The 17,360-nt window shown below is 72.1% G+C and carries 13 protein-coding genes; 1 reads left to right on the top strand and 12 read right to left on the bottom strand.

The genetic code is table 11. From position 1 onward, the window contains the following. Nucleotides 1-66: 66 nt before the first annotated feature. The 9 genes from tmk to PUR26_RS30900 form a co-directional block, all read right to left on the bottom strand. Nucleotides 67-3,294, bottom strand: coding sequence for a dTMP kinase (gene tmk / locus PUR26_RS30940; RefSeq protein ID WP_329877529.1), 3,228 nt, complete (start codon nucleotides 3,292-3,294; stop codon nucleotides 67-69). 353 nt (nucleotides 3,295-3,647) lie between these two features. Next, nucleotides 3,648-3,773 (bottom strand): hypothetical protein, encoded by a 126-nt coding sequence (locus tag PUR26_RS30935; RefSeq protein WP_329877527.1) that lies wholly within the window; start codon nucleotides 3,771-3,773, stop codon nucleotides 3,648-3,650. After that, nucleotides 3,770-6,604 (bottom strand): type I DNA topoisomerase, encoded by a 2,835-nt coding sequence (topA, locus tag PUR26_RS30930; RefSeq protein WP_329877525.1) that lies wholly within the window; start codon nucleotides 6,602-6,604, stop codon nucleotides 3,770-3,772. Before topA ends, PUR26_RS30935 begins: the two co-directional genes overlap by 4 nt. Before the next feature lie 431 nt (nucleotides 6,605-7,035). Next, nucleotides 7,036-7,203: a hypothetical protein gene (locus tag PUR26_RS30925; RefSeq protein WP_329877523.1), complete on the bottom strand. Its 168-nt coding sequence runs from the start codon at nucleotides 7,201-7,203 to the stop codon at nucleotides 7,036-7,038. Between the two features lie 618 nt (nucleotides 7,204-7,821). Beyond that, nucleotides 7,822-9,348, bottom strand: coding sequence for a class I SAM-dependent methyltransferase (locus tag PUR26_RS30920; RefSeq protein WP_329877521.1), 1,527 nt, complete (start codon nucleotides 9,346-9,348; stop codon nucleotides 7,822-7,824). Nucleotides 9,349-9,511: 163 nt separating this feature from the next. Further along, nucleotides 9,512-10,204 carry a small secreted protein gene (locus PUR26_RS30915; RefSeq protein ID WP_329877520.1) on the bottom strand — a complete coding sequence of 231 codons (693 nt, stop codon included), beginning with the start codon at nucleotides 10,202-10,204 and terminating at the stop codon, nucleotides 9,512-9,514. 200 nt (nucleotides 10,205-10,404) lie between these two features. Next, nucleotides 10,405-12,792 carry a sodium-translocating pyrophosphatase gene (locus PUR26_RS30910; protein ID WP_329877519.1) on the bottom strand — a complete coding sequence of 796 codons (2,388 nt, stop codon included), beginning with the start codon at nucleotides 12,790-12,792 and terminating at the stop codon, nucleotides 10,405-10,407. 232 nt (nucleotides 12,793-13,024) lie between these two features. Next, complete coding sequence (locus PUR26_RS30905) at nucleotides 13,025-13,483, bottom strand: ATP-binding protein (RefSeq protein WP_329877518.1); 459 nt, start codon at nucleotides 13,481-13,483, stop codon at nucleotides 13,025-13,027. A gap of 96 nt (nucleotides 13,484-13,579) precedes the next feature. Next, entirely contained in the window at nucleotides 13,580-13,933 is a 354-nt protein-coding gene (locus PUR26_RS30900) for an STAS domain-containing protein (protein ID WP_003967428.1), read from the bottom strand. Nucleotides 13,934-14,013: 80 nt separating this feature from the next. Between PUR26_RS30900 and PUR26_RS30895 the strand changes: the two genes are divergently transcribed. Next, nucleotides 14,014-16,491 (top strand): DEAD/DEAH box helicase, encoded by a 2,478-nt coding sequence (locus tag PUR26_RS30895; RefSeq protein ID WP_329877517.1) that lies wholly within the window; start codon nucleotides 14,014-14,016, stop codon nucleotides 16,489-16,491. Here the strand turns inward: PUR26_RS30895 and PUR26_RS30890 are convergent. Genes PUR26_RS30890 through PUR26_RS30880 form a run of 3 tightly spaced genes read right to left on the bottom strand, consistent with a single transcriptional unit; the run spans nucleotide 16,433 to nucleotide 17,344 of the window. Then, entirely contained in the window at nucleotides 16,433-16,795 is a 363-nt protein-coding gene (locus PUR26_RS30890) for an Rv3654c family TadE-like protein (RefSeq protein ID WP_329877515.1), read from the bottom strand. The two genes, PUR26_RS30895 and PUR26_RS30890, sit on opposite strands and share 59 nt — an antisense overlap. Further along, on the bottom strand, nucleotides 16,792-17,166 hold the full coding sequence (locus tag PUR26_RS30885; protein WP_329877513.1) for a TadE family type IV pilus minor pilin: 375 nt from the start codon (nucleotides 17,164-17,166) through the stop codon (nucleotides 16,792-16,794). Before PUR26_RS30885 ends, PUR26_RS30890 begins: the two co-directional genes overlap by 4 nt. Next, complete coding sequence (locus PUR26_RS30880) at nucleotides 17,153-17,344, bottom strand: DUF4244 domain-containing protein (protein WP_329877567.1); 192 nt, start codon at nucleotides 17,342-17,344, stop codon at nucleotides 17,153-17,155. The genes PUR26_RS30885 and PUR26_RS30880 overlap by 14 nt, the downstream gene beginning before the upstream one ends. Nucleotides 17,345-17,360: the final 16 nt, after the last annotated feature.

Below are 17,360 nucleotides of genomic sequence, written 5' to 3'. Positions count from 1 at the left end.
CGTCACCGCCTTCGTACGTGTGCGTTCGTTCCCATTGTGGAGCAGGGTTCTGACAACACCGGTACGTCAGCGGCGGCGGCCTCCGCCCCTGCGGTCGTCATGGTCGTCATGCGGCCCGAGCAGCTCGTCCGCCAGGGACGGCAGGTCGTCCAGCGGGGTCTCCTCCGCCCAGTCGGAGCGGCGCCGCGGGCGGCCCTGCTCGTCGAGCTGGGGCAGCTCGCGGGTCCGCTCGGCGGAACCGGGCTCGGATCCGGTGACCGGGGCGGCGCCCCGGCGGGGGCCGGCGGCCTGCGGGGCCTCGTCGCGGAAGAAGCCCGGCGGCACCCGGTCGGCCGGGCCCCGGTCCGCACCCCGTACGGCGGGCCCGTCGCCGCGGGCAGGCCCGTCGCCGCGCACGGGCGGAAGCACGGTGGTCTCGTCCATCGCCGACGGCCCGTCGTCCCGCACGGGGGGAAGCAGCGCCGTCTCGTCCGTCGCACCGGCCGGCGACGGTTCGTCGTCCCGCACGGGCCGAAGGACGGTCGTCTCGTCGTCCCGCACGGGCGGAAGCAGCGCCGTCTCGTCCGTCGCACCGGCCTCCGACGGTTCGTCGTCCTTGCGCATGTTGACGCGCGGGACCGGGACGGTCTGCGTCACCTCGTCCGGCTTCACGACCGGCGTCGGCACGGTCGTCTCGGCCGCGGACACCTCCCTGGCGGCCGCCGAGGCCGCGGCGGCCTCCGCGGCGAGTCGCCGGGCCTCCTCAGCGCGCAGCAGGGCCTCCTCGGCCTTGCGCTGCTTCTCCCGGCGGCGCTCCTCGGCCTCGGCGCGCAGCCGGGCCTCCTCCTCGTGCTGCTTGCGCAGCCGTTCCTGCTCGGCGCGGCGGGCCTTCTCCTCGGCCTCGCGCCGCTTGCGCTCCTCCTCCGCGAGGCGCCGCGCCTCCTCCGCGCGCCGCCTGGCCTCCTCGGCCTGCCGCTCGGCCTCACGCTGCCGCGCTTCCTCCTCCTCGCGGCGCTTGCGCTCCTCCTCCTCGGCGCGGAGCTTGGCGAGCTGCTCCTGGCGCTCGCGCTCCAGCCGCTCCTCCTCGGCCTTGCGCGCGGCCTCTTCCTCGGCCTTGCGCCTGGCTTCCTCCTCGGCCGCTCTGCGGGCCTCCTCCTGCGCCTTCACCTCGGCCTCGGAGAGCGGCAGCATCTGGTCGAGCCGGTGGCGTACGACGGTGGCGACCGCGGCGGGTTCCTGCCCCGCGTCGACGACCAGGTAGCGGCCGGGGTCGGCCGCCGCGAGGGCGAGGAATCCGGAACGGACCCGCCGGTGGAACTCCGCCGGCTCCGACTCCAGCCGGTCCGGTGCCTCGGTGAAGCGTTCCCGCGCGGTCTCCGGCGAGACGTCCAGCAGGACCGTCAGATGCGGGACGAGGCCACCGGTCGCCCACCGGGAGATGCGGGCGATCTCGGTCGGGGCCAGGTCACGCCCCGCTCCCTGGTAGGCCACCGACGAGTCGATGTACCGGTCGGAGATGACGATCGCGCCCCGCTCCAGGGCCGGGCGGACCAGGGAGTCGACGTGTTCGGCGCGGTCGGCCGCGTACAGCAGGGCCTCCGCGCGGTTGGACAACCCGGCCGACGACACGTCGAGCAGGATGGAGCGCAGCCGCTTGCCGATGGGCGTGGCGCCCGGCTCGCGGGTGACGACCACCTCGTGGCCCTTGGCCCTGATCCACTCGGCCATCATCTCGACCTGTGTGGACTTCCCGGCGCCGTCCCCGCCCTCCAGGGCGATGAAGAAGCCGGTGGGCGAGGGGGCCTGTGCCGGGTCCGCGCCGCGCAGCGCGTCGCGCAGGTCGCGGCGGAGCGGCACTCCGGAACGGTCGTCCGTCTTCGCCAGCACCAACGCCGCGACGGGCAGCAGCAGCGCGCCGACCAGCATCAGGGTGAAGGCGGCGCCGCCGTGCGCGAAGACGAAGTCGCCGTTGGCGAGGCGGTGGGGGCCGATCGCGGCGGCGAGCAGCGGGGCCGCGAGGGCGCCGAGGGCGATGGAGACCCGTACGACGGCCTGGAGGTGCTCGGTGACCCTCGGCCGCCGGAACTCCTCCGTCTCCTGGTCGATCAGCGTGTGGCCGGTGCTCGCCGCGACGCCCGCGGCGACGCCGGCGGCGACGGCGAGGAACAGCACGGTCGCCGTGTCCGGGACCAGGCCCATCGCGAGCAGCGCGACACCCGTGACAGCGGTCGCGAGCGCGAGCATCCGGCGGCGGGACAGGGCGGGCAGCACGGCGCGGGCCGAGCGGATGCCGAGGGCCGTACCACCGGTCAGCGCGAGGACCAGCAGGGCGAAGGCGACGGGCCCGCCGCCGAGGTCCTTGGCGTGCAGCACGGACACGGCGGCGGCCGCGGCGATGGCCGTGGCGATCGCCGCGCAGGCCAGTACGAGCAGCGGCAGGGCCGCCGTACGCCCCTTGTCCGGCCCGTTCCCGGCGGCCGGGCGGCGCAGGCCCTCCAGCGGGGAGCGGGGGCGGGGGGTCTGGGAGTCGGGCAGTTCCAGGAAGTAGAGGATCGACACGGACGCGGCGAAGAGCCCGGCCGCGACATACGAACCGAGCGCCGCCTGGTGCGCCGAGAACCACTCGACGCCCGTGCCCAGCAGGTTGCCCAGGAGCGTGGCGGCGAGCAGCGCGACGGCCGCGGCGGGGATGGCGACGAAGTCGGTGCGCAGGGACAGGCGCCGCAGCGCGTCGAGGTGGTCCGGCAGCGGGCGCACGGCCGCCCCCTCCAGGGGCGGGGCGGGCAGCAGCGCGGGGGCGGCGCTCTCCTTGGAGACCGTCCAGAACCGTTCGGCGACGCCGGCCAGGAAGACGGTGATCAGCAGGAACGCGAGGGCCTTGTCGGGCGTCCAGTCGATCCACAGGGGCGCGACGACGAGCAGGGCCAGGCGCACCGCGTCCGCCGTGACCATCGTCCAGCGCCGGTCGAGGGGGCCGCCGGGCGCGGTGAGCGCGGTCATCGGTCCCAGGAGCACGGCGCCGAACAGGAGCGTGGCGAGGATCCGCCCACCGAACACGGCGGCGACGGCGAAGCCCGCTCCGCGGTACCCGCCTCCGAACGCCCCCTCGGTGACCGCCGCCTGCAGCGCCAGCAGAACCAGGACGAGCAGGGCGAGTGCATCGCCGATACCGCCGACGAACTGTGCGCTCCACAACCGCCGCAGCGGATGGTTGCGCAACAGAGCCCGTACGGCACGCTCGCGGGAGTCTGCGGCAAGTGCGGCGTCGGAGTCTGAGGTGGGGCTCAAGACCGTTGGCTGCTCGACTCGCGTCATCCTCTCAGCCTATCCGGACGAGTCGGAGCCCATTCGTCCGCTCCCGAACAAATGCACGCAGGATCGGCTCCAGCACCGGAACGAGGCGTTCACGGCTGTCGGGTTGACGAAGCGAGCCCTCCCGGAAGGGACGTGCCCGAGGCGAAGGGGCGTACCCGAGGGGCGTGCCCGAGGCGGAAGCGGGGCGCCCTCGACGGCTCCGGCCCGCCGCCGAGCCGCACCCGGCCCCTCGGCGGCCGGCCCCTGGAAGCGGAAGCCGCCCCGGGGCAGGTGCCCACGAGGCGGCTCGCCGTGCGCGACGGCGCCGGGGACGAGACGGCGCGGGATACGCGACACCGCGCCGGGCGCCGTGATCACTCCACCGACGCGATCATCAGGCCGGCGCGGTCCCCGCGCCACCGTGCCACTCCGTCCGCGCGGTCGCTCCAGGTCCGCACGGCCACTCCGTCCGCGCGGTCGCTCCAGGTCAGCGCGGTCACTCCGTCGGCGCCGACGACTTGGCGGCCGTGGCCTTCTTCGCCGTCGTCTTCTTCGCCGCCGTGGTCTTCTTCGCAGCGGTCGTCTTCTTGGCGGCCGTGGCCTTCTTCGCCGTGGTCGCCTTCTTCGCCGGTGCCTTCTTCGCGGCTGCCTTCTTGGCCGTCTTCTTCGCCGGCCCCTTGGCACGCTTCTCCGCCAGGAGCTCGTACCCGCGTTCCGGCGTGATCGTCTCCACGCTGTCCGAGGTCCGCAGCGTGGCGTTGGTCTCGCCGTCCGTGACGTACGCGCCGAAGCGGCCGTCCTTCACGACCACCGGACGCTCGCTCACCGGGTCCGTGCCCAGCTCCTTCAGCGGAGGCTTGGCCGCGGCGCGGCCACGCTGCTTGGGCTGCGCGTAGATCGCGAGCGCCTCTTCCAGCGTGATCGTGAAGAGCTGCTCCTCGTCGGTCAGCGACCGCGAGTCGGTGCCCTTCTTCAGGTACGGGCCGTAGCGGCCGTTCTGCGCCGTGATCTCGACGCCCTCGGCGTCGGCGCCCACGACACGCGGCAGCGACATCAGACGCAGCGCGTCCTCCAGCGTCACCGTGTCCAGGGCCATCGACTTGAAGAGCGAGGCGGTCCGCGGCTTCACCGCGTTCTTGCCGGTCTTCGGGGTGCCCTCGGGAAGGATCTCGGTGACGTACGGGCCGTACCGGCCGTCCTTCGCGACGATCTGGTTGCCGCTCACCGGGTCCGTACCCAGCTCGAAGTCACCGCTCGGCTTGGCCAGCAGCTCCTCGGCGTGCTCCACCGTCAGCTCGTCCGGCGCCAGGTCCTCGGGCACGTCCGCCCGCTGGTGGCCCTCCGCGTCCTTCTCCCCGCGCTCGACGTACGGGCCGTAACGCCCGACGCGCAGCACGATCCCGGAGCCGACGGGGAAGGAGGAGATCTCCCGGGCGTCGATCGCGCCCAGGTCCGTGACCAGCTCCTTCAGACCACCCAGGTGATCACCGTCGCCGTTGCCCGCGTCCGACGCGGCACCGGTGGCGTCGCCCTCGCCGAAGTAGAAGCGCTTCAGCCACGGCACCGCCTGTGCCTCGCCCCGCGCGATGCGGTCGAGGTCGTCCTCCATCTTCGCGGTGAAGTCGTAGTCGACGAGCCGGCCGAAGTGCTTCTCCAGCAGGTTGACCACGGCGAAGGACAGGAAGGACGGCACGAGCGCCGTGCCCTTCTTGAAGACGTAGCCGCGGTCGAGGATCGTGCCGATGATCGACGCGTACGTCGACGGGCGGCCGATCTCGCGCTCTTCCAGCTCCTTGACGAGCGAGGCCTCGGTGTAGCGGGCCGGCGGCTTGGTCGAGTGGCCGTCCGCCGTGATCTCCTCGGCGGTCAGAGCGTCGCCCTCGGCGACCTGCGGTAGCCGGCGCTCACGGTCGTCGAGCTCGGCGTTCGGGTCGTCGGCCCCCTCCACGTAGGCCTTCATGAAGCCGTGGAAAGTGATCGTCTTGCCGGACGCGCTGAACTCGGCGTCCCGCCCGTCCGAGGCACGGCCACCGATCTTGACGGTGACGGAGTTCCCGACCGCGTCCTTCATCTGGGAGGCGACCGTCCGCTTCCAGATGAGCTCGTACAGCTTGAACTGGTCGCCGGTCAGACCGGTCTCCGCGGGGGTGCGGAAACGATCACCCGAAGGGCGAATCGCCTCGTGCGCCTCCTGGGCGTTCTTGACCTTGCCGGCGTACGTACGCGGCTTCTCCGGCAGGTAGTCGGCGCCGTAGAGCTGCGTGACCTGCGCCCGGGCCGCCGCGACGGCGGTGTCGGACAGGGTCGTGGAGTCCGTACGCATGTAGGTGATGAAGCCGTTCTCGTACAGCTTCTGGGCGACCTGCATGGTGGCCTTCGCGCCGAAGCCGAGCTTGCGGCTCGCCTCCTGCTGGAGGGTCGTGGTGCGGAAGGGCGCGTACGGGGAGCGGCGGTACGGCTTCGACTCGACCGACCGGACGCTGAAGCTGGTCTCGGCCAGCGCGGCGGCCAGGGAGCGCGCGTTCGCCTCGTCCAGGTGCAGTACCTGGGAGGAGCCCGCCTTCAGCTGCCCGTCCGGGCCGAAGTCACGGCCCTGCGCGACGCGGCGCCCGTCGACGGTGGCCAGGCGCGCGAGGAGGTTCGACGGGTCGGACGCGTCACCGGCGCGGCCGGTGGCGAAGGTGCCCGTCAGGTCCCAGTACTCGGCGGACCGGAACGCGATGCGCTCGCGCTCGCGCTCGACGACGAGCCGGGTGGCGACGGACTGGACGCGTCCGGCCGACAGCCGGGGCATGACCTTCTTCCACAGGACCGGCGAGACCTCGTAGCCGTACAGCCGGTCGAGGATGCGGCGCGTCTCCTGGGCGTCGACCATGCGCTTGTTGAGCTCGCGCGGGTTGGCCACGGCCGCGCGGATCGCGTCCTTGGTGATCTCGTGGAAGACCATGCGGTGGACGGGGACCTTGGGCTTGAGCACCTCCAGCAGGTGCCACGCGATGGCCTCGCCCTCGCGGTCCTCATCGGTGGCGAGGAAGAGCTCGTCGGACTCGGCCAGCTGCTCCTTGAGCTTCCTGACCTGAGCCTTCTTGTCGGCGTTGACGACGTAGATCGGCTGGAAGTCGTGCTCGACGTCCACACCGAGGCGGCGGACCTCGCCGGTGTACTTCTCGGGCACCTCGGCGGCGCCGTTCGGGAGGTCGCGGATGTGCCCGACGCTCGCTTCGACGACGTAGCCAGGGCCGAGGTAGCCCTTGATCGTCTTCGCCTTGGCAGGCGACTCGACAATGACGAGTCGGCGCCCGCCGTGTGCGGTCTCGCTGGTCGGGGACAACTTCGCTCTTCTCTCCGGTCGACGCTCGGTGGCATGTGCCGTGCGGTGCGGTACCGAGCCTCTGCTCGTCCCGTATGCACGGCTGTGACGCTGCTGTCGCTGCGGAGTGTGACGGTACAACCCGCCCCCGTGTCAAACGGCAAAAGACCGCAACGGCCACTCGAACGGTAACCCGAGTTCTGGCATTCCTGCCGCCCGGACTCCCCTCGCGCCGCGGAGCCCTCCATTCCGCCCGGTGATCGTCCGGGGTTCGGCTCGTGATCGTCCCGGTGATCGTCCGGGGTTCGGCTCGTGATCGTCCCGGTGATCGCGCGCGTCGTCCGGGCGCCCCCGCTCGCGTCGCCCCGGGGCCGGCGCCGGGGGCGGCACCGGCCCCGCCGGACGCCTCCCACCTGGGCCGACCGACGTGGACGAGGAACGCCCTGCGTCGCTCAGATCCGGCCGAAGCACCACACCCCGAGGATGACGAAAGCCGCTCCGAACGACGTGGCGAACGCGGCCGCGGCCATCGGGCTCACGCCGTGGGCGACCGGAGCCCGGTGCAGTGAGCGCGCTCCCGTCCACACCAGCAGGCCCGCGCCGAACAGCGTGAACGCCATGCCGGCGAAAATGGCTGGTGCGCTTTCCATGTCCGTACCCCGTTTCCGTCGGATGCCGGGCCCGCCCGGCATCGCCTACCCCGAGGCGAGGCTGGCACCTCCGGACGGCCTGGGCGCGAATTGCGGGTGAACGGCGCGGGGAACGATGCCGGGGTTCACCCACCCGGCGTCCGGTCCGCGCTCCCGGTGCCCGTCCACGGAGCGAGGAGCGTGCCGAGGAGCGCGGGACGCGCCGAGAGGCGCGGGGCGGGCGAAGTCGCCGAGGAGCACGGGGCGGGCCGAGGTGGCCGGCAGCGGAACCGGAGAGCCGTGGCGGCGTCCGGCCCCTGGAGAGGCGCCACCACGGTACGAACTCCGAGCGGGGCCCTCGCGGTCCTTCGGCCCGGCCGGGGGCCACATCGGGCGACGCGGCCCCGCGTCGCGATTCCACGTCGTGGCCCCGCGTCGCGATCTCGCGCCCCGATCCGGCCGGGAGGCGCCTTCGACGGCGTGTACGAGGCTGCCTGCGAGGGCACATACGGGGACCCGTTCAAGCCACCGGTATCGCCGTCCGCATCGCCGCTCGTTTCACTCTCCGTATGCCCGTCATACGCGTCATACCCATACCCGTCATACCCGTCACTCCCGGGGCGCGGCCTGCCCGTCGGGTACGAGGAACCCCTCCTCCACGAGCAGCCGGATCGCCTGCGGCGTGCGGTCCCGCAGCAGCACCGGGTCCTCGCCCATGAGCTGGGCGATCGCGTCCAGGATGCGGCCCGCGCTGAGCGTGCCGTCGCAGACACCGGCGAAGCCGGCACCGACCGCGTCGACCTTGGTGGCGCGGCGCATGCCACGGTTCTGACGGAGCACCACGTGTTCGGGGTCCTCGGCGCCCGGCAGCCCGACCTGCTCCTGCGTCACCTCGGGCGCGAGCAGGAAACGGTCGGCGAGCAGCGCCGCGTCGTCCCGCGTCCGCAGGTAGTCCTGGCGGGCGAAGTGCGCCTCCACGGTCTCGCCGAGAGGCTGCTCGACGGGGTGCGGCCACTCCTCGATGACCAGGGAGGGCTGCTCGGACCCGGACTTGCGCAGGGTGATCCACCCGAAGCCGACCGCCTTGGTCCCTCGCGCCTCGAACTCGTCCAGCCACCGCTCGTAGCGCGCCGCGTACTCCCGCGGGTCCTCCCGGTGGTCGCCCGCGTCCCGCAGCCACAACTCCGCGTACTGCGTGACGTCCTGGACCTCCCGCTGCACGATCCAGGCGTCGCACCCGCGCGGCACCCAGGAACGCACCCGGTCCTGCCAGTCCTCGCCCTCCACGTGCTGCCAGTTGGCGAGGAACTGGGCGAACCCCCCCTCGTTCAGCCGGTCCCCGGCCTGCTGGACCAGGGAACGGCACAGGTCGTCCCCGGCCATGCCGCCGTCCCGGTAGGTCAGCCGGGCGGCGGGCGAGATGACGAACGGAGGGTTCGAGACGATCAGGTCGTACGTCTCCGATCCCACCGGCTCGAACAGCGAACCGGTGCGCAGGTCCGCCTCCGGCGCTCCGGAGAGGGCGAGAGTGAGCCGGGTGAACTCCAGCGCCCGCGGGTTGAGGTCGGTCGCCGTCACGCGGGTGGCGTGCTGCGCGGCGTGCAGGGCCTGGATGCCGGACCCGGTGCCGATGTCCAGCGCGGAGGAGACGGAGGCGCGGACGGTGATCCCGGCGAGCGTGGTGGACGCGCCGCCGACCCCCAGGACCACACCCTCGCCGCGGCCGCCGGCCCCACCGGCGCCGCCCACGGCGCAGCCGAGGTCCGAGACGATGAACCAGTCCTGGCCCTCCGGTCCGCCGTACGGCCGTACGTCCACGGTGGCGCGGATCCCGCCGTCGGCCTCGGTCAGCCATCCGTCGGCGATCGCCTCGTCCAGCGGGAGTGCCGCACGGGCCCGCTCGGGGGACACCGGCCGCTGGAGCAGGAAGAGCCGGACGAGCGTGTCGAGGGGGCTGTCGCCGCGGGTGGTGCGCAGGGCGGGCACGGTCTCGCTGCGGGCGAGCGCGGCATAGGCGGGAGCGCCGAGCAGCTCCAGCAGCCCGTCGGCGGTGAAGTCGGCCGCGAGCAGGGCGTCGCGGAGGCGGGCGGCGCGATCGGGCACCGGGAGGCTGGTGGTCAGGCTGGTCGTACTCACCTGCTCATTGTGACCGCCACCACTGACAAACGACGAGCGGCCCGGCCTCCGTCGGAGAGCCGAGCCGTTCGTTCCGGGTACGCCGTGCCGGCCGGAGCCCCGACCGGCGGCCCCCCGCGCGGGCCGCTGGTCGAGTACCCCGCCGCGCGTCCCGCCCCGGGCCTTACTCCGAGCCCTTGCCGGCCGAAGCCGAGGCGGAGGCGGAGGCGGCAGGCTTGGAGGCCGCGGCGGCCGGCGAGGCGGCCGCCGGGGAGGCCGCCGGGGAGGCCGAAGCGCCCGAGCCCAGCTGGGCGGGCGGCACCGAGGCCTTGGCCTTCTGGCAGCCGGGCTGCTTGGCCATCGACTGGCCCAGTTGGCCGGACTGGAGCTTGGACAGCGCGTCCTGGTCCATCTTCTCGATCTTCTTCAGTCCGTCGGCGACGCCCTGGAGCCCGTCCGCGAACTTCTGCTGGTCCTTCGGGTCGAGAGCGTCGACCTGCTTCTTCAGGCCCTCGTAGGCCACAGCGGTCGCGTTGAGCTCCTTGACGGCGTCCTGCTGGAGCTTGTCCCCGTTGTCGACGGGCGGCGTCCCCGCGCCCTGGACGGCCTTGGCGAGCGCCTTGTCCGCGTCGGCGATGTCCTGGAACGCCTTGGAGTCGGCGGCCTGGATGTCGGCGGGCTTGCCGTCCGCAGCGGTCGAGATGATGGTCTGCTGCGCATTGGCCCGCTTCTGGATCTGCGGCTGTGCCTGGTCGCAGACCTTCTTGGCCCAGGCGTCCACCTTGTTGGCGCCGTCGTCCTCGTCGCCGCTGCAGCCCGACAGTGCGAGCACCAGTACCGCACCGCCGGACAGTGCGGCCGCAAGCTTCTTGTTCACCGGATTGGTCCCTTCCAACGCTCTCGGCCCCGGAACATACACGCCAAGTGGGCGACATCTGCGTGTCGTGCGACCGTTCCGTACACTATTGCAGCCATTTGCACCAAGGGAGACAAGGCTCACCACGGCCGTACGAAAGGGCGGGCGAAGCGCCAATGCGCCTCGCCCGCCCATCGCTTGATCAGGTGGTACCACATGGGCTAGAGGAGGGATGCCTTACTGGCCACCCTTTCCTCGGAGTCGCCTTCGTCGCTCACGGCCACCGAACGTCGCTTGGAGACGTACACCGCGCCGACGATGACGAGGATCGCGAGTGCCGCCACCACGGCCCGTACGCCCGGACTGGCGTCGTCCCCGTAACCGAACTGCACGACGGCGGGCGCGATCAGCAACGCGACCAGGTTCATCACCTTCAGCAGCGGGTTGATCGCCGGTCCCGCGGTGTCCTTGAAGGGGTCGCCCACCGTGTCGCCGATGACCGTGGCGGCATGCGCGTCGCTGCCCTTGCCGCCGTGGTTCCCGTCCTCGACGAGCTTCTTGGCGTTGTCCCAGGCGCCGCCGGAGTTGGCGAGAAAGACGGCCATCAGGGTGCCGGTGCCGATGGCGCCCGCGAGGTACGCGCCGAGGGCGCCGACCCCGAGGGTGAAGCCGACCGCGATCGGTGCCATGACGGCGAGCAGCCCCGGCGTGGCGAGCTCGCGCAGCGCGTCCTTGGTGCAGATGTCGACGACGCGCCCGTACTCCGGTTTCTCGCTGTAATCCATGATCCCGGGGTGCTCGCGGAACTGTCGGCGCACCTCGTAGACCACCGCGCCGGCCGACCGGGAGACCGCGTTGATCGCCAGCCCGGAGAACAGGAAGACGACGGCTGCGCCGAGGATGAGACCGACGAGGTTGTTGGGCTGTGAGATGTCCATGCTCAGGTTCATCGAGGCGGCCCTGGCGCCCACATCGGCGACCGCCGTGGCGATCGCGTCCCGGTACGAGCCGAAGAGCGCGGCCGCGGCCAGGACTGCGGTGGCGATGGCGATGCCCTTGGTGATGGCCTTGGTGGTGTTGCCCACCGCGTCGAGGTCGGTGAGGACCTGGGCACCGGCGCCCTGGACGTCTCCGGACATCTCGGCGATGCCCTGGGCGTTGTCGGCGACCGGCCCGAAGGTGTCCATGGCGACGATCACGCCGACGGTGGTGAGCAGGCCGGTTCCGGCGAGCGCCACCGCGAAAAGCGCCAGCATGATCGACGCGCCGCCGAGCAGGAACGCCCCGTACACGGCGAGTCCGATCAGCAGCGCCGTGTACACCGCCGACTCCAGTCCGATGGCGATGCCGGCGAGCACGACCGTCGCGGGGCCGGTCAGCGACGACTTGCCGATGTCCCGCACCGGGCGCCTGCTCGTCTCGGTGAAGTAGCCCGTCAGCTGCTGGATCAGCGCCGCCAGCACGATGCCGATGGCGACGGCCACCAGCGCCAGGACGCGGGGGTCGCCGCCGTGCGCCCGGATGGCCGGGTCGGAGACGCCGTCCAGGGCCGCGTAGGAGGAAGGGAGGTAGACGAAGACCGCCACGGCCACCAGGGCGAGGGAGAACAGCGCGGAGATGAAGAACCCGCGGTTGATGGCGGTCATCCCGCTGCGGTCGGCGCGCCGCGGGGCGACCGCGAAGATGCCGATCATCGCGGTGACCACGCCGATCGCCGGGACGATCAGAGGGAAGGCGAGGCCGAGATCGCCGAACGCGGCCTTGCCGAGGATGAGCGCGGCGACGAGCGTGACGGCGTACGACTCGAAGAGGTCGGCGGCCATGCCCGCGCAGTCGCCCACGTTGTCCCCGACATTGTCGGCGATGGTGGCGGCGTTGCGCGGGTCGTCCTCGGGGATGCCCTGCTCGACCTTGCCGACGAGGTCCGCCCCGACGTCCGCGGCCTTGGTGAAGATGCCGCCGCCGACCCGCATGAACATCGCGATGAGCGCGGCGCCCAGACCGAAGCCCTCCAGCACCTTGGGAGCGTCGGCCGCGTAGACGAGCACCACGCAGGAGGCGCCGAGCAGGCCGAGGCCCACGGTGAACATGCCGACCACGCCACCCGTGCGAAATGCGATCTTCATTGCCTTGTGGGAGACGGCCGTCAGATCCTTTTCCGGCTCGCCCGGTGCGGGAGTCGCTTCCCGCGCGGCTGCCGCCACCCGCACATTGCTCCGTACCGCCAGGCGCATGCCAATGTATCCGGTGGTCGCCGAGAATAGGGCGCCCACGAGGAAGAACAGGGAGCGTCCCGCACGCTGCGACCAGTCGTCGGCCGGAAGCAACAACAGCAGGAAGAACACGACCACGGCGAAGATGCCAAGGGTCCGCAACTGCCGGCCCAGATAGGCATTCGCCCCTTCCTGTACGGCACCCGCGATCTCCTTCATGGATGCGGTGCCCTCGTCGGCCGCGAGCACCTGGCGCACCAGGAGCTGGGCGACGATCAGTGCAGCCAGCGCCACGGCCGCGATGACGATCACGATGATCCGGTTCTCATGGGTGAGCACCGCGGCGGCGAGAGAGGTGGAGTGGTCCGACAGCTGAGTTTCGAAGAGCCCCGCCATTCGTCCTCCTTGACGTCAGAAGAGCTCAAGCTGTGGACGGAGTGTAGGGAGCGGAACCCGATCAAAACAGTGCACTGAAGAACAGAATTCACCCGATGTTGGCGATCGGCAAATGATCGACCTTGAGAATGCACCCGAAAGCAGTAATGGGACGAAAGCATTGACACTTGATCGAAAGTACGGTGAAAACAAAAAGGCCCTGCTCAGCAGGGCCTTTTTCATACCGGGTCGGTCAGGGAAGCACAGTCGCGGAAGAGATCGGCCATGTCATCCGAATGGCCCCACCCTGCTCACCTGCGGACACCTCGACGTCGTCGACGAGCCCGGTGATCACGGCGAGGCCCATCTCGTCCTGGCCCTCCGCATCGTCGAAATCCTCGGCGGGCGCGGCACTGCGCGCCCCGGGTACACCGGCCGCATCGGCCGCCGCGACGCCCGCGCCCGGCACCTCGTCGCCGACCTCGATGGAGAAGGCCTTCTCCCCCTCGGTCAGGGCGACGCGGATGGGGGAGGTGACGCCGTTGCTCCGGTGCAGTCCGACGGCACGTGAGCACGCCTCACCGACGGCGAGCCGGACCTCGTCCAGCACGGCTTCGTCGACCCCGGCCCGGCGCGCCACGGCGGCCGCCACGAGACGGGCGGTCCTGACGTGCTCGGGCTGTGCACTGAAGCGCAGTTCAACGGTGGCCACAGGGTCCCCCTCGGACATACGGGCGTGCATCTCAGAGGACCGGGCTCATCGCCCGGCGCCCCTGACCTTCCTTCCTCCGGAAGCGTCCGGCCGACCTCAGTCGGTCGCCGCGACCGCCTCGTCGACCGTGGTGTGGATCGGGAACACCTTGGTCAGACCAGTGATCCGGAAGATCTTGAGAATGCGCTCCTGGTTGCAGACCAGGCGCAGCGAGCCCTCATGCGCGCGCACGCGCTTGAGGCCGCCCACCAGCACGCCGAGACCGGTCGAGTCGAGGAAGTCCACGCCCTCCATGTCGACGACCAGGTGGTAGCTGCCGTCATTCACCAACTCGACCAACTGCTCGCGCAGCTTGGGCGCGGTATACACATCAATCTCGCCACCGACCTCGACGACCGTACGGTCGCCACCAGGGCCGGACACATTGCGAGTCGACAGGGACAGGTCCACGGATCCTCCAGCACCTTGCTATCGAGCGGTCGCCCCCTCAAATCTCCCCAGCGGAGCCAGGGGACGGATCGCCAGCCGCGATGGCATTCAATCACTTACCAGCAGCCATGCACGACGCCTTGGGAGCATTGTCCGTCACGCCGGTGACACACTCGGTGCCGATGGCCAAGAATCACCGTCCCAGTCGACATCCCGAGAGCGGGGGCCTGCGCCCCTCCCCCAGTACGGTCCTCGACCGGCTCACCACGGGGGCGAACCGGGCTGCGCGCATCACTCATACGGAGCACCTGCCCCCTAAGCCGGGTCGGCATGCCGTCTGGCCCGATCGCATTCGTCCAGAAGTGATCAACGCCATTCAGGCAGCCGGCATCGGCCATCCGTGGGCCCACCAGGCGCTCGCGGCCGAACACGCCCTGGACGGCGAGTCGGTCGTGATCGCCACCGGCACCGCGTCCGGCAAGTCGCTGGCCTATCTCGCCCCGGTGCTCTCCACGCTCCTCGACGGGGCCGAAGCGCCCAACGGCCGGGGCTCCACCGCCCTGTACCTCGCTCCGACCAAGGCCCTCGCCGCCGATCAGCGGCGCTCCGTGAAGGCCCTCGCGGCACCGCTCGGCAACCGGATCCGCCCGGCCGTCTACGACGGCGACACGCCCGTCGAGGAACGCGAGTGGATCCGCCAGTACGCCAACTACGTGCTGACCAACCCCGACATGCTCCACCGGGGCATACTTCCCTCACACCCGCGCTGGTCCTCCTTCCTGCGATCGCTGCGCTATGTCGTCATCGACGAGTGCCACACGTACCGGGGCGTCTTCGGTTCGCACGTCGCCCAGGTCCTGCGCCGCCTCCGGCGTGTCTGCGCCCGCTACGGCGCCGATCCGGTCTTCCTCCTCGCCTCGGCCACCGCCGCGGAACCCGCCCTCGCGGCCGGCCGCCTCACGGGGCTGCCCGTCACCGAGGTCGCCGACGACGCCTCGCCTCGCGGAGAACTGGTCTTCGCCCTGTGGGAACCCCCGCTGACCGACCTGCACGGCGAGCAGGGCGCGCCCGTACGCCGTACCGCCATCGCCGAGACCGCGGACCTCCTCACCGACCTGACCGTCCAGGGCGTCCGCTCGGTCGCCTTCGTACGGTCCCGGCGGGGCGCCGAGCTCATCTCCGTCATCGCCCAGGAACGCCTGGCCGAGGTCGACCGGTCCCTGGCCGGGCGCGTCGCCGCCTACCGGGGCGGATACCTCCCCGAGGAGCGCCGGGCCCTGGAGCGCGCCCTGCACTCGGGGGAACTCCTCGGTCTCGCCGCGACCACGGCGCTGGAACTCGGCATCGACGTCTCCGGCCTGGACGCCGTCGTCATCGCCGGCTACCCGGGCACGCGCGCCTCACTGTGGCAGCAGGCCGGCCGCGCCGGGCGTGCCGGGCAGGGCGCGCTCGCGGTCCTGGTGGCCCGTGACGACCCGCTGGACACCTTCCTCGTCCACCATCCCGACGCGCTGTTCCGCCGACCGGTCGAATCGACCGTCCTCGACCCCGACAATCCCTACGTCGTCGCCCCCCATCTGTGCGCGGCGGCCGCGGAACTTCCGCTGACCGAAGCGGATCTGGCGCTCTTCGGCCCCGCCGTCGCGGAACTGCTGCCCCAGCTGGAATCCGCGGGCCTGCTGCGCCGCCGCTCCTCCGGCTGGTACTGGACCCGCCGCGAGCGCGCCGCCGACCTTGCCGACATCCGCGGCGAGGGCGGCCGCCCCGTCCAGATCGTCGAGGCCGGGACGGGCCGGCTGCTCGGCACGGTCGACGAAGCGGCCTCCCACGCGGCCGTCCATGACGGAGCCGTCCACCTCCACCAGGGCCGCACCTATCTGGTGAAGCACCTGGACCTGAAGGACGGCGTCGCCCTCGTGGAGGAGGCTGCCCCGCCGTACTCCACCACCGCCCGGGACACGACCACCATCTCCGTGCTGGAGACCGACACCGAGATCCCCTGGGGCGAGGGGCGCCTTTGCTACGGCTCCGTCGAGGTGACCAACCAGGTCGTCTCCTTCCTGCGGCGCAGGCTCATCACCGGTGAAGTGCTGGGCGAGACCAAACTCGACCTGCCGCCCCGCACCCTGCGCACCCGCGCCGTGTGGTGGACGGTCACCGAGGACCAGCTCGACGCCGCCCGGGTCGGACCCGAGCAATTGGGGGGTGCCCTGCACGCCGCCGAGCACGCCTCCATCGGGCTGCTCCCGCTCTTCGCCACCTGCGACCGCTGGGACATCGGCGGAGTGTCCGTCCCGCTCCACCCGGACACCCTGCTGCCGACGGTCTTCGTCTACGACGGCCAACCGGGTGGCGCGGGCTTCGCGGAGCGCGCCTTCCACACCGCCCGGGAGTGGCTCACCGCCACCCGCGACGCCATCGCCTCCTGCGAGTGCGAGGCGGGGTGCCCGTCCTGTGTCCAGTCACCCAAGTGCGGCAACGGCAACGAACCGCTCCACAAGCGGGGCGCCGTGCGCCTCCTCACGGAACTGCTGCGGGGAGCCCCGCAAACACCCCCGGAGGCCCCGCCCGGGACCTGACCTCCGGCGCGTACGGCCCCAGGCGCGTCCGCGCGGTCACCTCCGCGATCTCGCCACGCACTTCGCAGCGGACCATCTCCGCACCCTGCGCCCTGGCGACCCGGTCCGCGGCCCCGCACGCGTGGGCGGTGCCCCACAGCGCCCGGTCCGCCGCGGCGAGCGCCGCCAGATCGGCGGCGCCACCCGCGCGGTGCCGGGCGGCCACCGCCTGGCCCAGGGCGAGCACCGTGCCGAAGACCGCGCACAGCACCCCCGCCACGACAGCCACCCACACGGTCGCGGAACCCCGGTCGCACCCGCTCATGGCGCCACGCCCACGGTGTCCTCCGCGAGCGCGGCCGCCTCGGCCGCGAGCGTCAGGCCCAGGGCGCGGGGACCCGGAGTCCGGGCCTCCACCCGCACCCGCCACAGCTCCCCGGACCGCGCGACCGAGACCCGTGCCCCGTCCGGGGCGGCCGAGCGGGCGGCCGCCACCGCGGCCTCCCTCGGTTCCGAACGGGCGGCTGCCCGCGCACCGGCCCGCGCGGCGTCCACGCACTGGATCTGGGCCGCGGCCGCGGTCAGGGCCCACACCAGCGCCATGGCGAACAGCAGCAGGGCCGGCAGGGCCGTCGCCGCCTCCGCCGTCACCGAACCCCGGTCCCGGGCGGCCCGGCCGGCATCAGAACGGGGCATCGAGCGCCCTCCCGATCACCGACTCCAGCCCGGCGGACACGACGTCGCTCGTCACGACCTTGTAGAGAACGGCCGCGAAGGCGCACGCGGCGATCGTGCCCATCGCGTACTCGGACGTGGTCATCCCGGCGTCCCGGCCCCTCCCCGGACGGCCCGCAGGGGCCCGCCGGCCGAGCAGTGCCGACCTGCCTCGC

Origin of the sequence: Streptomyces sp. SP18CS02 (assembly GCF_036322365.1) — a bacterium.
GTDB lineage: Bacteria > Actinomycetota > Actinomycetes > Streptomycetales > Streptomycetaceae > Streptomyces.
This window is presented reverse-complemented; position numbering and strand designations above follow the sequence as displayed.

Bases quoted from the DNA above. Each gene is read 5' to 3' on its own strand.
- PUR26_RS30910 (WP_329877519.1), bottom strand. From the start codon at position 12,792: ATGGCGGGGCTCTTCGAAACTCAGCTGTCGGACCACTCCACCTCTCTC.
- PUR26_RS30890 (WP_329877515.1), bottom strand. From the start codon at position 16,795: ATGAGCGGGTGCGACCGGGGTTCCGCGACCGTGTGGGTGGCTGTCGTG.
- PUR26_RS30925 (WP_329877523.1), bottom strand. From the start codon at position 7,203: ATGGCGTTCACGCTGTTCGGCGCGGGCCTGCTGGTGTGGACGGGAGCG.
- PUR26_RS30885 (WP_329877513.1), bottom strand. From the start codon at position 17,166: ATGCCCCGTTCTGATGCCGGCCGGGCCGCCCGGGACCGGGGTTCGGTG.
- PUR26_RS30895 (WP_329877517.1), top strand. From the start codon at position 14,014: ATGGCATTCAATCACTTACCAGCAGCCATGCACGACGCCTTGGGAGCA.
- tmk (WP_329877529.1), bottom strand. From the start codon at position 3,294: ATGACGCGAGTCGAGCAGCCAACGGTCTTGAGCCCCACCTCAGACTCC.